Here is a 14,183-nt window from a genome sequence, read left to right as displayed (position 1 = left end):
CTCCGACATCCCTCCACACCCGCCTCCTCAGCCCTCCTCTCCCCGGATCAGCCTCCCGGCCGTCCAGCGCTCCTCGCCGCTCCGGCACGCTTCCGGCAGGAGGACGCATGGACAAGGACGAACTGGGGCGGCGCGGCGAGGAGATCGCGGCGGCGCACCTGAGAGACAGCGGATTCGAGATCCTCGACCGCAACTGGCGGGTCCGAGAGGGCGAGCTCGACATCGTGGCCCGCGACGGGTCGGCACTGGTCGTGGTGGAGGTGAAGACGCGCTCGTCGACGCGCTTCGGCCTGCCGGTCGAGGCCATCACCCGGGCCAAGGCGCAGCGTCTGCGCCGGCTCGCCTACGCCTGGGCCGACGAGCACCACGAGCGCTCCCGCCACCTGCGGATCGACGCGGTCGGCATCGTCGCACCCGGGGGAGTCCCGTCGCAGATCCGGCACCTGCGGGCGGTGGCGTGATGGGCCTGGGGAGGACGTCCGCCGTCGGTCTCGTCGGCTTCGCGGGGGCCGTGGTCGGGGTGGAGGCGCACTCGGCCGACGGCACGCCCGGCATGGTGATCATCGGGCTGCCCGACGCGGCGCTCGCGCAGGCGAAGGAGCGGGTGCGCTCGGCGGCGATCAACTCCGGCAGCACCATCGCCGAGTACAAGATCACCGTGAACCTCTCGCCGGCGGCGATGCCCAAGCACGGCTCCGCCTTCGACCTCGCGATCGGGCTGGCCGCGCTCGCGTCGCTCCGCGAGGTCGATGCGGAGTCGGTCGCCGCGGTCGTCCACATCGGGGAGCTCGGGCTGGACGGCCGGCTCCGATCCGTCCCGGGCGTGCTGCCCGCGGTGCTCGCGGCCGCCCGCGAGGGCAGGCGCCATGTCATGGTCCCCGTCGAGGACCGGCTCGAGGCGGAGCTGGTCGACGGCGTCGAGGTGATCGCGGTCTCCTCGCTGGCGGCGGCCGCGGTCTGGCACGGAGCGGAGTGGGAGGTGCCGGTACTCCCGGAGGCCGCGCCGTCACCTTCGGCCGTGTCCGAGCCGGAGGCCCGCCTCGACCTGTCCGACGTGGTGGGGAACGAGGAGGCGGCCGAGGCGATGATCGTCGCGGCGGCGGGCGGGCACCACGTGTTCCTGCTCGGGCCTCCCGGCGCCGGGAAGACGATGCTCGCCTCGCGCCTGCCGGGCATCCTCCCCGATCTCGACGACGGTGCAGCGCTCGAGGCCACGTGCATGCGCTCACTCGTCGGAGCGCCGACGGGTGGCGCGTTGGTGCGCAGGCCGCCGTTCGAGAGTCCGCACCACTCCGCCTCGTCCGCAGCGATCGTCGGCGGAGGCAGCGGCCGCATCCGCCCCGGCGCGGTCGCCCGCGCCACCCGGGGAGTGCTGTTCCTCGACGAGGCCCCCGAGTTCTCGTCCGTGGCCCTGGACGCGCTCCGCCAGCCGCTCGAATCCGGAGTGATCCGCATCCACCGCGCGAACGCCGTCGCCGAGTTCCCCGCGCGGGTGCAGCTCGTCCTCGCGGCGAACCCGTGCCCGTGCGGCCGATTCGGAATCCCGGGAGAGACCTGCACCTGCGCTCCTGCGGTACGCCGCAGATACCTCGCGCGGCTCAGCGGCCCGCTGCTCGACCGCGTCGACATCCGCCTGACGGTCCGCCGGATCAGCGCGGCTCAGCTGGCCGCTCGCCGCGACTCGTCCGGCGTGACGACCGCGCAGGCCCGCGCCCGTGTCGCCACGGCGCGGTCCCTGGCCGCTGCCCGCCTCTCCTCCACTCCGTGGACGCTCAACTCGGAGGTCTCCGGCGCCTGGCTGCGCTCGGACGCGGTGCGCCCGACCAGTGCCGAGTCCCGCACGCTCGACCGTGCCCTCGAGCGCGGGCTTGTGACCATGCGCGGCTACGACCGGGTCCTGCGCCTGGCCTGGACGCTCGCGGACCTCGACGGGGCCGACCGGCCGACCGCAGCTCATCTCTCGCGCGCACTCGTCCTCCGAGGAGGTGCCGCATGATCCTGCCCGATTCCCTCTTCGACGCCGCGGAGCTCGGCGCCGTCCGCCGACTGCTGCCTCGCACTGCAGCCGAACCGTGTCCAGCTGCCGGCGGTGAGCCGGCGGACGAGTCCGACCGTGCTCGGCGCGCGCTCATCGACGCTGCCGCTCGGTGCGGCTGGAACTCGCTGACCGAGCCCGGCGACTCCGTCGCAGCTCTCCTCGTCGAGCGATTCGGTGCGGCGGCGGCCTTCGCTCACGTCGTGTCCTCGTGCTCCGCGGAGGAGATCCTCGCGCCCCCGCATCGCGCTCCCTCCGAGGAGGGCGACCCGGCGCGCGCGCCCCTCGACTCCGAGGTCGCCGCCCTGCAGTCGGGGCTGGCCCGATGGCGTCCGCGCCTGGATCGCAGGCTCCTGTTCCGCCGTCTCGAGATCGCCGAGCGCCTCGGCGCCCGGCTGCTGCTTCCCGGGGCTCCCGAGTGGCCCGAGTCGCTGGACGACCTCGGGCCGCACGCACCCCTTCTGCTCTGGCTGCGCGGTGATCCCGCCGCCTTCGCTCCGCCGCACCGCCTCGCCCTCGTCGGCGCACGCGCTGCGACCGGCTACGGCGAGCACGTCGCCGCCGAACTCGCCGCGGGCGTCGCGTCGCGAGGCGTCTCCGTCGTCTCGGGCGGCGCCTTCGGGATCGACGCGGTCGCCCACCGCGCCGCCCTCGGCTCGGGAGGCCGCACCGTCGCTTTCCTCGCCGGGGGAGCGGACCGCCTCTATCCCACGGCCCACGCCGACCTCCTCCACCGGATCATCGCCACCCCCGGCTGCGCCGTCGCGACGGAGGTACCGCCCGGCACCACCCCCACCCGCTGGCGCTTCCTGCAGCGCAACCGCCTCATCGCCGCCTCCACGTCCGCCAGTGTCGTGGTCGAGGCCGGCGCCCGCTCCGGCTCCCTCAACACCGCCGGCCACGCCGCCGCCCTGGGCCGCCCCCTCGGCGCGGTCCCGGGCCCGGTGACCAGCGCCTCCTCCGCCGGCTGCCACCGCCTCCTGCGCGAGTACGCGGCGACCTGCGTCACCTCGCCGCCGGACGTACTCGAACTGGTCGGTGTGGGCGACGCCGACGAGCCGAGCACGGCGCTCTCGGAGGAGCAGACCCGGGTCCTCGATCTTCTCCGCAATCGGGGACCTTCGGAGGCAGCGGCGGTCAGTGAGGCCTGCGGCCTCGGAGCGACCGCTGCGTCAGCGCTCCTCGGAGTACTGCTCTCCGAAGGACTCGTCGAGCGGAGGGACGACGGCCGGTGGCGCGCGACCGGCGCCCGGTAGGTCCGGTCGACCGCGATCCGTCCAGTAGCACCACGCCGTCTTCAGGCGCGAGGCGCGGCACTGATGCGCGCGAGGGCCGTGGCGCGGACGGCGCGCATCGCCGACCCGTAGGGACCGTCATGAGCGAAGACGTCGTTGAGCGGTGGATGCAGGCGGCTGACGATTGCGCGCTCGTGCTCGCCGGGATGCGGGACGGCGACGGAGGACACCCGAAGATGCTCCACCATCCAATCGATCAGGACGCTCTCACCGTCCGGCCGTAGTCCGAACTTCGTCCCACCCGAGGGGAGGATGTACGAGGAGAGGTCGAGCTCGTCGAGCAGGAGCCCGACCAGCGACCGGCGGAGGGTCGACATCCTGGTCTTCTTGAGGTGCATCTGTCCACCACGGACGGCGAGGCTGGTTCTCGCGATGCCGACGTAGAGCGGCACGTCTTGTCCGACGACGGGGAAGCCTTCAGGCCACCGTCCATCGAGGGCTCCGAAAGGATCCCACCAGGCGTAGAGCCCGGATGCGTGCGCAGTGAGCAGCTCCTCCAGCGACGTCCGATCGCGCACCATCAGAGCGGCGAGTTGCGAGTCCAGATCCATCCCACGAGCGTAGAGCGGCCCCGCCGCCGCGGCGCTGTCGGCGGTCCGCCCTACGCTGAAGGGGCATCGGCGAGGGGAGCGGCATGGACGCCACGGCAGCAGGACACGGCGGGGAGCGCCCGCAGCTCGGGTACTTCCGCGCGGCCGACAGGGTCATCGCGCATCTCAGCGACACGCACCTGCTGGCCGGCGGTGCTCCGCTCTACGGGAAGGTCGACACGGTCGCCCGTCTCGCGCAGGCGGTCGGCCGGCTGACCGAGCGCGGCGGACGCCTGGACGCGATCGTCGTCACCGGGGACGTCGCGGACCGCGGCGAGGAGGACGCCTACCGGCGCGTTCGGGAGCAGCTCGACCCGATTGCAGAGCGGTTCGGCTGCCCGATCGTCTGGGTGATGGGCAACCACGACGAGCGCGGAGCCTTCCGGCGGGTGCTCCTCGACCAGGACCCGGCGGGCGCAGGACCCGTGGACCAGGTCGTCGACCTCGGCGGGCTCCGGCTCATCGCGCTCGACAGCGCGGTGCCCGGCTTCCACCACGGCGATCTCACCGAGGCCCAGCTGGCCTGGCTGAAGGAGGAGCTCGCCGCACCGGCGCCGCTCGGGACCATCCTCGCCCTGCACCACCCTCCGCTGCCCACACCGCTCGGCGCGATGACCGTGCTCGAGCTGCGGGGCATCGACCGGCTCGAGGAGGTGGTGCGCGGCACCGACGTCCGCGCGATCCTCGGCGGGCACCTGCACTACCCCACCGCGGCGGCCTTCGCCGACGTGCCCGTGCTCGTCGCCGGCGCCACCAGCTACACGATGGACCTCGGGGCGCCCGAGCGGGAGCTGGCCGGCATCGATGGGGCGCAGAGCCTCTCGCTCGTCCACGTCCACCCGGAGACGGTGGCCGCCTCGTTCGTGCCGACGGCGCCGGCCCCCATCGCGACGCGGTTCGGCACGGACCTGATCGAGCGGCTCGAGGGGCTCGACGAGCAGGGGCGCATCGACCTCTGGTCGCGGATGCCGGACGGATCATGAGCAGCGAGACGCTCGCCGACTCGGTCGAGCACTTCCTCCGCTACGTCCTCGACGAGCGCTCGCTCTCGCCCGCCACGGCGAAGGGCTACCGCTCCGACCTCGCGCGCCTCGTCGCCCACGCGGAGGAGAAGGAACGGCTCCTCACCGCCAAGCTCGACCTCGAGCTGCTGCGCGACTGGCTCTGGCGCGAGTCGGAGTCGGGGATCGCCCGTGCGACGCTCGCCCGGCGTACCGCCGCCGTCCGCTCCTTCTCGTCCTGGGCGCAGCGGACCGAAAGGCTTCCCCTCGACGTCGCTGCACGCCTCAAGACGCCCAAGTCAGGACGGACTCTGCCGCGGGTCCTGACGCACCCGCAGGCGGAGCAGGTGCTGGACGCGGTCGCGGCGCGCGGCGCGACGGAGGACCCGGTGGCGCTGCGGGACCTCGCGATCGTCGAGCTGCTCTACGCCTCGGGCATCCGCGTCTCGGAGCTGGTCGCGGTCGACGTGGGAGACGTCGACCTCGGCCGGCTCACCGTGCTCGTCACCGGCAAGGGCGCGAAGCAGCGGGTCGTCCCGTTCGGCGTCCCCGCGAAGGAGGCGCTCGTCGCCTACCTCGACCGCGCCCGCCCCGCCCTCGCCACCGGCGACGGCAGCCGCGCGCTCCTGCTCGGCCGACGGGGGGCGCGGCTCACCCCGCGCACGGTCTACGGCGTCGTGGCCAGGCTGCTCGACGGCGGCCAGGGCTCCGGGCCCTCCGGCCCGCACACCCTCCGCCACACCGCGGCGACCCACCTGCTCGACGGGGGAGCCGACCTCCGCGCCGTGCAGGAGCTGCTGGGTCACGCGAGCCTGGGCACCACGCAGATCTACACGCACGTCTCGACCGAGCGCATCCGCGACGCCTACCGCCTCGCCCACCCCCGCGCCTGACCGGGTCCGCGAGACACCGGACGCGGCCGCCGCGCCCTCCGCACCCTGCGCCGCCTCGTCCATCGGCAGCAGCACCGCCCGGGGGATCCCGCCGAAGAACCGCATCGGCGACACGTAGTCTCCGCCCTCGCGAACGCCGAGGTGCACGCACCGCCCGTCGCAGTGGCCCCCTCCTCCGACCACTCCGACCGGCTGCCCCGCGTCGAGGACCTGCCCCGCGGTCACCGATCCGTCGACCGGCTCGACCGTCGACACCAGCCCGTCGGCGTGCACGATGCTCACCACGGACCGGTCGACCACTCTGCCCGAGAAGGAGACCGTCCCCGACGCGACGGCGACCACCGTCTGCCCGGCCAGGGCCGCGAGGTCGATCCCGCGGTGCCCGGGGGCGTAGCGGTGGGCCGGCGCGCCCCACGGCTCCACGACGGAGAAGCCCGCGACAGGCGACGTCCACCGCGGGTCGGACCGGCCGGGAGACGGGGCACCGGGAGTCGAGGCGCCGAGAGGCGCCCCGACGAGCAGAGCGGCGAGGGCGAACACGCCCGGGCGCAGAAGAGAGGAGTGGATCATCCGGCCACCCTCGCGGCACCGGTCCACGGGCGCACGCCGGCCGAGCGGATCAGGGGAGAGGAGCGCGATGAGCCCGGCTGTGGAGGGAGGGCATTCGGCCGGGGCGGAGCGCAACCCGTCCCAGCGATACCACGGCGAGGAGTAACGTGCCGGTGATCCGGCTCGGGAGCGGCACCCCGCCCCACCGGCGGCGAGAATCGGAGACGACCATGACCAGCGGACGATCTGACACGACCAGCGGGAGAGCGGACATCCCGAACCCCTCGGCGGCGAAGCTGAAGAGGAAGGTGATCGGCCTCGCGATCGCGGCGGCGGTCGGCGGCTTCCTCTTCGGCTTCGACTCGTCGGTGGTGAACGGCGCCGTGGAGGCGGTGCAGGGCGAGTTCCAGCTCTCGGCCGCCCTGATCGGCTTCGCCGTCGCCTCCGCCCTGCTCGGCTGCGCGCTCGGCGCGTACCTCGCAGGCCGCCTGGCCGACCGCTGGGGCCGGATCAAGGTGATGCTGCTCGGCGCCGGGCTCTTCTTCATCTCCTCCATCGGCGCCGGTGCGGCATTCGCGGTCTGGGACCTCGTGCTCTGGCGCGTCGTCGGCGGCCTCGGCATCGGCATCGCCTCCGTGATCGCTCCGACCTACATCTCGGAGATCGCGCCGAAGGCCATCCGCGGCGCCCTCGCGTCGCTGCAGCAGCTGGCGATCACGCTCGGCATCTTCGCCGCCCTGCTCTCGGACACCCTCATCGCGACCAGTGCCGACGGTGCCTCCGAGCCCTTCTGGTTCGGCGTCGCCGCCTGGCGGTGGATGTTCATCGCGTGCGCCGTTCCCGCGGTGATCTACGGCCTCCTGGCGCTGACCCTGCCGGAGTCGCCCCGCTACCTCGCGACCCGCGGCCGGTCGGAGGACGCCCGAGCAGTGCTCGCGACGGTCACTCCGCGCGACGAGGTCGACGAGGCGCTCGCGGACATCCAGAAGAAGATCGACGAGGACGCCGAGAACGCTCAGCGCTCCAGCCTGCGCGGCCCTGCGCTCGGCCTGCTCCCGGTGGTCTGGGTCGGCATCCTGCTGTCGGTGTTCCAGCAGTTCGTGGGCATCAACGTGATCTTCTACTACTCCACCTCGCTCTGGAGCGCGGTCGGATTCGACGAGTCGAACTCCTTCGCGATCTCGGTCTTCACCTCGGTCGTGAACGTCGTCGTCACCTTCGTGGCGATCTTCCTGGTCGACAAGGTCGGCCGGAAGCCGCTGCTGCTGGTCGGCTCCGCCGGCATGGCGATCTCCCTCGCGCTGATGGCGATCGCCTTCAGCCAGTCGACGATCAGCGGCGAGGACGTCTCGCTGCCCGGTGCCTGGGGCCCGATCGCCCTCGTCTCGGCGAACGCGTTCGTCGTCTTCTTCGGCGCGACCTGGGGGCCGCTGGTGTGGGTCCTCCTCGGCGAGATCTTCCCGAACCGGATCCGCGCGGCCGCGCTCGGCCTGGCCGCCTCCGCCCAGTGGATCGCCAACTTCGCCATCACGGTGACGTTCCCGATCCTCTCGCAGGACGTCTCGCTGACCCTGGCCTACGGCCTGTACGCGACGTTCGCGGCTCTCTCGTTCGTCTTCGTGTTCATGTTCGTCCCCGAGACGAAGGGCCGGTCGCTGGAGGAGATGGACACGCTGCACATCCGCACCGTGATGAAGTCGGCGCGCAAGTAGCACCGGCCTCCCGAGCCCCGACGGCCGCCCTCCTGCAGCAGCGGGGGAGGCGGCCGTCCTGGTGCTAGACTCCACGGAGCACCTCGCTCGTCGGGGTGACTACGCGCGCCCATTCGGCCTCCGCTCCCCACGGTCCCTCTCCGCTCACGCGGCCGGGGCGGGAGTGCGCCGGGCGCCAGGGCGACGTGCCGACCGGCCGTCGCAGACAACCGAACGGGAGTTCGGCGCCGTCGTGCGCCCGGGCCCCGAGACAAGGAGAACGACTCATGGCAGTCGTCACCATGCGCCAGCTGCTCGACAGCGGCGTCCACTTCGGGCACCAGACCCGTCGCTGGAACCCGAAGATGAAGCGCTTCATCCTGACCGAGCGCTCGGGCAGCTACATCATCGACCTCCAGCAGTCGCTGGCGTACATCGACAAGACCTACGACTTCGTCAAGGAGACGGTCGCCCACGGCGGCACCATCCTCTTCGTCGGCACCAAGAAGCAGGCGCAGAACGCGATCTCGGAGCAGGCCACCCGCGTCGGCCAGCCCTACGTCAACCAGCGCTGGCTCGGCGGCCTCCTGACCAACTTCCAGACGGTCTCGAAGCGCCTCGCCCGCATGAAGGAGCTGGAGGAGCTCGACTTCGACGACACGTCGAAGAGCGGCTTCACCAAGAAGGAGCTCCTCATCAAGAAGCGCGAGCTCGACAAGCTGCACAAGTCGCTCGGCGGCATCCGCAACCTCTCGAAGACGCCGTCGGCCCTCTGGGTCGTCGACACCAAGAAGGAGCACCTCGCGATCGACGAGGCCAAGAAGCTGGGCATCCCGGTCATCGGGATCCTCGACACGAACTGCGACCCGGACGAGGTCCAGTACCCGATCCCGGGCAACGACGACGCGATCCGCTCGGTGAGCCTGCTCACCCGCATCGTCGCCGACGCCGCGGCCGAGGGCCTCATCCAGCGCCACCAGAAGCCCGAGGCCGAGGGCAACGTCTCCGCCGTCGAGCCGCTGGCCGAGTGGGAGCAGGAGCTGCTCTCCACCGGTGCGCCCGCCGCCGACGTGCAGGAGCCGAACGAGCAGGCCGGCGCGGAGACCGAGAAGGTCGCCGACGCCGAGGCCGAGACCGCCGACGAGGCCGTCGTCGAGGCCGAGACCCCCGCCGCGGAGGAGGCCCCTGAGGCCGACGTCGCCGCGACCTCGACCGACGAGACCGCCACCGCCTGACACCCCGTTCCGTGACGGGGGTCGGACGCCGCACCCGCGGTCGTCCGGCCCCCGCTCGGTCGGTGCACGTTCACCACGAGTAAGAACCGCCGTCACCTCGGCGTGCTGGGCTCCTCCCGTGAGCCCGCCGCCGCGAGAGACGGCGCCACAGGGTTTCCGAACCAAGAGGAGTTCCGAGAACATGGCAAATTTCAGCCTCGCTGACGTCAAGACGCTGCGCGAGCAGCTCGGTACCGGCATGGTCGACACGAAGAACGCGCTCGTCGAGGCCGACGGCGACCTGGACAAGGCGGTCGAGATCCTCCGCCTCAAGGGCGCCAAGGGCAACGCGAAGCGCGCCGACCGCTCCACGAGCGAGGGCCTCGTCGCCGCCGCCGAGAAGGACGGCGTCGCCACGATGATCGAGCTCGCCTGCGAGACCGACTTCGTCGCCAAGGGCACGAAGTTCATCGCCCTCGCCGACGCCGTGCTCGCCGCGGTCGTCGCCGCCGGCTCCACCACGGTCGAGGAGGCCCTCGCGGCCCCCGCCGACGGCAAGACCGTCGCCGGCCTCATCGACGACGAGGCCGCGATCCTCGGCGAGAAGGTGGAGCTGCGCCGCGTGGCCTCCGTCTCGGGCGAGCACTTCGCGATCTACCTCCACAAGACGAACAAGGACCTGCCCCCGCAGGTCGGCGTGGTCGTCGGCTACGCGGGCGAGGACGCCGAGACCGCGCGCTCCGTCGCCCAGCACATCTCGTTCGCGAACCCGTCCTACCTCTCGCGCGAGGACGTGCCGCAGTCCGAGGTCGACAACGAGCGCCGCATCGTCGAGGAGATCTCGCGCGGCGAGGGCAAGCCCGAGGCCGCCCTGCCGAAGATCATCGAGGGACGCGTGAACGCGTACTTCAAGCAGGTCGCCCTGCTCGACCAGGACTACGCGAAGGACAACAAGCTGTCCGTCAGCAAGGTCCTGAGCGACGCGGGCCTGACCGTGTCGGGCTTCGCCCGCTTCAAGGTCGGCGCCTAACAGCACTGCAGGAGGGAGTCCGGGTCGTTCAGTCGACCCGGGCTCCCTTCGCTCTGCCCGGGGCGGCCCCGGGCGTGGTCGCGGGGCCCGCTCCGCGCGGGATAGGTTTGTACGGGTCTACGGGAGGAAACGTCCATGACGGAGACGGATGCGATGACGACGGGCAAGCGCCGCAGGGTGCTTCTGAAGCTGTCGGGGGAGGCGTTCGGAGCCGGCACGCTCGGCGTGAACCCGGACGTGATCAGCGCCCTCGCGCGCGAGATCGCCGATGCCGCCACCGAGGTGGAGATCTCGGTGGTCGTCGGCGGCGGCAACTTCTTCCGCGGAGCCGAGCTCTCGCAGCGCGGCATGGACCGCGGCCGGGCCGACTACATGGGCATGCTGGGCACGGTGATGAACGCACTCGCCCTCCAGGACTTCCTCGAGCAGGCGGGCGCCGAGACGCGCGTGCAGTCCGCGATCGCGATGACGCAGGTCGCGGAGCCCTACATCCCCCGCCGGGCGATCCGGCACATGGAGAAGGGCCGCGTCGTCATCTTCGGCGCCGGCGCCGGACTCCCGTACTTCTCGACCGACACGGTCGCCGCGCAGCGTGCGCTCGAGACGCACGCCGACGTCGTCCTCGTCGCCAAGAACGGCGTGGACGGCGTGTACGACGCCGACCCGCGGACGAATCCCGACGCGAAGAAGCTCGACGCGCTGACCTACCAGGAGGCGCTCCAGCGGGGCCTCAAGGTGGTCGACTCCACCGCATTCAGCCTCTGCATGGACAACGGTATGCCGATGCAGGTCTTCGGGATGGAGCCCTCGGGCAACGTCGCGAAGGCCATCCGCGGCGCCGAGCTCGGCACGCTCGTCTCGAACTAGACTGACCACTTCCCTCTCTTAAGGAGCTCCCTGTGATCTCGGATGTACTGGCCGACGCGAAGACCAAGATGGGCAAGGCCGTCGAGGTCGCCAAGGAGGACTTCTCCACGGTCCGCACCGGACGCGCGAACCCCGGCATGTTCCAGAAAGTGCTGGTGAGCTACTACGGCACTCCGACGCCGCTGTCGCAGCTCGCCTCGATGCAGAACCAGGAGGCCCGGACGCTCGTCCTGACGCCCTACGACAAGGGCTCGCTGCGCGACATCGAGCAGGCCATCCGGGACATGCCGAACCTCGGCGCCAACCCGACCAACGACGGCACGATCATCCGCGTGACCCTGCCGGAGCTCACCGCCGAGCGCCGCAAGGAGTTCGTCAAGATCGTCCGCACCAAGGCCGAGGACGCCAAGATCGCGGTGCGCAACATCCGCCGCAAGGGCAAGGACGACCTCGACGCGCTGAAGGGCGACATCGGAGACGACGAGCTCGCCCGCGGCGAGAAGGAGCTCGAGGCGCTCACGAAGCAGCACGTCGACGCGATCGACGAGGCGCTCAAGCGCAAGGAATCCGAACTGCTCGAGGTGTAGCGGTGCCCGAGATCCCCGAAGGACCCGAGGGCGGCGAGAAGAGACCGTCTCCGCACGTCCCGGGTGCCCGGGGATCCCGGATGGTCACCCGCGACGCGCTGCGTGCGCGCGCCCAGCAGGGCCGTGCCGACGTCGAGCGCCAGCTCGAGGCGACCCGCGCGCAGCTCGAGGCGACGAACGATCGCCTGACCGCCCGCTCCGGCCGGAACCTCGTCTCCGCGACCGCGATCGGCCTCCTCGGCGGCGGCGCGATGGTCGTCAGCCTGCTGCTGGTCAAGGAGCTCTTCATGGTGCTCGCCGGGGTGGTGGTGCTGCTCGCGGCGCTGGAGCTCTCGAACGCGTTGCGCCACGCTGGTCGCGACATCCCGCGCGTCCCGACCGGGATCGCCGCGGTGGTCGCCGTGCCGGCCGCCTACTATGGCGGACTCGGGGCCGCGTGGGCCACGGTCCTCGGCGGATCCGTCCTCATCGGCCTCTGGCGCCTGGGCGAGCAGCTCTTCCGGCGCACGGCCTCCAGCCGACGGGACCTCGTCCTCGACATCGGCCTCGGCGCGTTCGTCCAGGGCTACACGACCTTCCTCGGCGCCTTCGCGATCCGCCTCGTCGCCGAGCCCGGCGGCCAGCTCTGGGCGTTCGCGTTCCTGGTGCTCGTGATCGTCGTCGACACCGGCGCCTACGTGAGCGGACTCACCTGGGGCAAGCATCCGATGGCGCCGCGGATCAGCCCGAAGAAGACCTGGGAGGGCTTCGCCGGTGCCGCCGTCGCGGGGATCGTCGTCGGCGTCGTGCTCGCTCTGCTCATGCTGGGCCAGCCCTGGTGGGTCGGCGCGGTGTTCGGGGCCGTGGTGCTGCTGACCGCGACGCTCGGCGACCTCGCCGAGTCGCTGATCAAGCGCGACATCGGCATCAAGGACATGAGCTCCTGGCTGCCGGGCCACGGGGGAGTCCTCGACCGGTTGGACTCGATCCTGCCGTCGGCCGCAGCGGCCTACGTGCTGTACTTCCTCTTCGCCCACTGAGCGGGCGCCTCCGCGGGGCGTGCCGATTCCGCTCCCGGCGCGCGGCTTGGCATGATGTCGGGATGACCGCTCCCTTCCCCCGAGCCCGCGAGTCCCGTCCCGGCTACGACACGGCCGAGGTCGACTCCTTCCTCGCGTCGGCGCGCGAGGCTTATTCGCAGCTCTCCGGGGGGCCGGCGGACCTGCTCGCCGCCGACCTGCGGCACACCGCCTTCACCCTGCGCAAGGGCGGCTACTCAGCGCCCCACGTCGATGCGGCGCTCGAGCGCCTCGAGGACGCCTTCGCCCTGCGGGAGCGCCAGTACGCGATCGCGGCCCGGGGCGAGGAGGCGTGGCTCGCGGACGCGCGGGCGACCGCGCAGGAGATCGTGAACCGGCTGGCCCGTGCGCCCCGCGAGCGGTTCACCCGGGCCGGCGCTCTCACGACGGGCTACAACATCCGCCAGGTCGACGCCTTCGCCGACAGGATCTCGGGCTACTTCCGCGACGGATCGGTGCTGACCGTCGACGACGTCCGGACCGTCTCCTTCGCCCCGCAGCGCGGCGGGTACGCCGAGGCGCAGGTCGACCTGCTGCTCGACACGGTCGTCGACGTGATGCTGGCGGTCCGCTGACCGGAGCCGGATCTGCTGGCCGATCAGGTCATCGTCCGTTATGCTTTCGTAATCGTGGCTCAGCATCCTCAGACCTCCGTCGCCCGCACGCCCGCGAACCGCACCAGCGGTCGCCCGGCGGTCCCGCACCAGACCCCGGTGCGGCGCTCCTGGGCTCGGATCCCGGTGACGGTGCTGGCGTTCACGGCCTCGATCGCGTTCGCCATGGTGAACGTCGTCGATCCGTCCAGCGGTGCGGTCGCGTCTCCCTACTACCAGGCCCCGGCACGCTTCAACGGCGACTCCGCACAGCGGCTGGTCGTCGCGGACGCCGTCGAGCGGACCGTCCAGCGCGACTCGTTCGGCGCCGAGGCGAAGCCGACGCCCACTCCGACCCCGACGCCCACCCCCACCGAGACGCAGACCGCCTCCGCGACCGCCGACGAGGAGGAGTCGGGCTCCGCCGAGGCCGAGACCGCCGCTCCCGTCCAGCGCGCCGCCGCTCCGGATCCCGGATCCGCGAAGGCCATCGCGTACGACATGATCGTGCAGCGCGGCTGGGCCGACAGCGAGTACGACTGCCTCGTCCTGCTCTGGAACCGTGAATCCGGCTGGAACGTGTACGCCGAGAACAAGTCCAGCGGCGCGTACGGCATCCCGCAAGCGCTCCCCGGCAGCAAAATGGCCACGGCCGGCGCCGACTGGGCGACCAACGCGAGCACCCAGATCACCTGGGGCCTCGGCTACATCTCCGGCCGCTACGGCTCGCCCTGCGGTGCCTGGGCCCACTCGGAGTCGGTCGGCTGGTACTGATCGGTC

General features: G+C 72.1%; 14 protein-coding genes and 1 pseudogene. 13 read left to right on the top strand and 2 right to left on the bottom strand.

Annotated elements, in window-relative coordinates; all coding sequences use genetic code 11:
* The first annotated feature begins 107 nt into the window (after positions 1-107).
* From GSU45_RS08920 to dprA, 3 genes are read left to right on the top strand one after another with little or no spacing between them, the layout of a single operon-like run.
* The gene (locus tag GSU45_RS08920; RefSeq protein WP_104280503.1) at positions 108-461 is read left to right on the top strand and encodes a YraN family protein; all 354 of its coding nucleotides are present in this window, start codon (positions 108-110) and stop codon (positions 459-461) included.
* Complete coding sequence (locus GSU45_RS08915; protein WP_159914327.1) at positions 461-1,996, top strand: YifB family Mg chelatase-like AAA ATPase; 1,536 nt, start codon at positions 461-463, stop codon at positions 1,994-1,996. Before GSU45_RS08920 ends, GSU45_RS08915 begins: the two co-directional genes overlap by 1 nt.
* Entirely contained in the window at positions 1,993-3,291 is a 1,299-nt protein-coding gene (gene dprA / locus GSU45_RS08910) for a DNA-processing protein DprA (protein WP_159914325.1), read from the top strand. Before GSU45_RS08915 ends, dprA begins: the two co-directional genes overlap by 4 nt.
* 41 nt (positions 3,292-3,332) lie before the next feature.
* Here dprA and GSU45_RS08905 read toward each other — a convergent pair whose 3' ends face one another.
* On the bottom strand, positions 3,333-3,881 hold the full coding sequence (locus GSU45_RS08905; protein ID WP_159914323.1) for a GIY-YIG nuclease family protein: 549 nt from the start codon (positions 3,879-3,881) through the stop codon (positions 3,333-3,335).
* Between the two features lie 83 nt (positions 3,882-3,964).
* Here GSU45_RS08905 and GSU45_RS08900 point away from each other — a divergent pair, with 83 nt between their 5' ends.
* The gene (locus tag GSU45_RS08900) at positions 3,965-4,903 is read left to right on the top strand and encodes a phosphodiesterase (protein ID WP_159914321.1); all 939 of its coding nucleotides are present in this window, start codon (positions 3,965-3,967) and stop codon (positions 4,901-4,903) included.
* Positions 4,900-5,814, top strand: a complete 915-nt coding sequence (locus GSU45_RS08895; RefSeq protein WP_159914319.1) for a tyrosine recombinase XerC — start codon at positions 4,900-4,902, stop codon at positions 5,812-5,814. Before GSU45_RS08900 ends, GSU45_RS08895 begins: the two co-directional genes overlap by 4 nt.
* 117 nt (positions 5,815-5,931) lie before the next feature.
* On the opposite strand, the pseudogene GSU45_RS08890 reads toward GSU45_RS08895, so the two are convergent.
* Positions 5,932-6,384: pseudogene (locus GSU45_RS08890) on the bottom strand (peptidoglycan DD-metalloendopeptidase family protein); the annotation flags it as partial.
* 209 nt (positions 6,385-6,593) lie between these two features.
* On the opposite strand from GSU45_RS08890, the gene GSU45_RS08885 reads away from it, so the two are divergent.
* The 8 genes from GSU45_RS08885 (at position 6,594) to GSU45_RS08850 (ending at position 14,177) form a co-directional block, all read left to right on the top strand.
* A complete protein-coding gene (locus tag GSU45_RS08885; RefSeq protein ID WP_159914317.1) occupies positions 6,594-8,075 on the top strand; it encodes a sugar porter family MFS transporter in 1,482 nt (493 codons plus the stop codon).
* 266 nt (positions 8,076-8,341) lie between these two features.
* Entirely contained in the window at positions 8,342-9,289 is a 948-nt protein-coding gene (gene rpsB, locus GSU45_RS08880; protein WP_104272925.1) for a 30S ribosomal protein S2, read from the top strand.
* A gap of 181 nt (positions 9,290-9,470) precedes the next feature.
* On the top strand, positions 9,471-10,298 hold the full coding sequence (gene tsf / locus GSU45_RS08875) for a translation elongation factor Ts (RefSeq protein WP_159914315.1): 828 nt from the start codon (positions 9,471-9,473) through the stop codon (positions 10,296-10,298).
* Positions 10,299-10,433: 135 nt separating this feature from the next.
* Complete coding sequence (gene pyrH / locus GSU45_RS08870; RefSeq protein WP_104223894.1) at positions 10,434-11,165, top strand: UMP kinase; 732 nt, start codon at positions 10,434-10,436, stop codon at positions 11,163-11,165.
* A 32-nt stretch (positions 11,166-11,197) separates the two neighbouring features.
* Positions 11,198-11,752 (top strand): ribosome recycling factor, encoded by a 555-nt coding sequence (gene frr / locus GSU45_RS08865; RefSeq protein ID WP_104232499.1) that lies wholly within the window; start codon positions 11,198-11,200, stop codon positions 11,750-11,752.
* Between the two features lie 80 nt (positions 11,753-11,832).
* Complete coding sequence (locus GSU45_RS08860; protein ID WP_159914313.1) at positions 11,833-12,771, top strand: phosphatidate cytidylyltransferase; 939 nt, start codon at positions 11,833-11,835, stop codon at positions 12,769-12,771.
* 62 nt (positions 12,772-12,833) lie between these two features.
* The gene (locus GSU45_RS08855) at positions 12,834-13,385 is read left to right on the top strand and encodes a DivIVA domain-containing protein (RefSeq protein ID WP_159914311.1); all 552 of its coding nucleotides are present in this window, start codon (positions 12,834-12,836) and stop codon (positions 13,383-13,385) included.
* A gap of 54 nt (positions 13,386-13,439) precedes the next feature.
* Positions 13,440-14,177 (top strand): lytic transglycosylase domain-containing protein, encoded by a 738-nt coding sequence (locus GSU45_RS08850; protein WP_244248070.1) that lies wholly within the window; start codon positions 13,440-13,442, stop codon positions 14,175-14,177.
* The last annotated feature ends 6 nt before the right edge of the window (positions 14,178-14,183 follow it).

The sequence above is a fragment of the Rathayibacter sp. VKM Ac-2801 genome (assembly GCF_009834245.1).
Lineage (GTDB): Bacteria > Actinomycetota > Actinomycetes > Actinomycetales > Microbacteriaceae > Rathayibacter.
The sequence above is the reverse complement of the archived record's forward strand: the minus strand, read 5'-3'. Positions and strand labels throughout refer to the sequence as shown.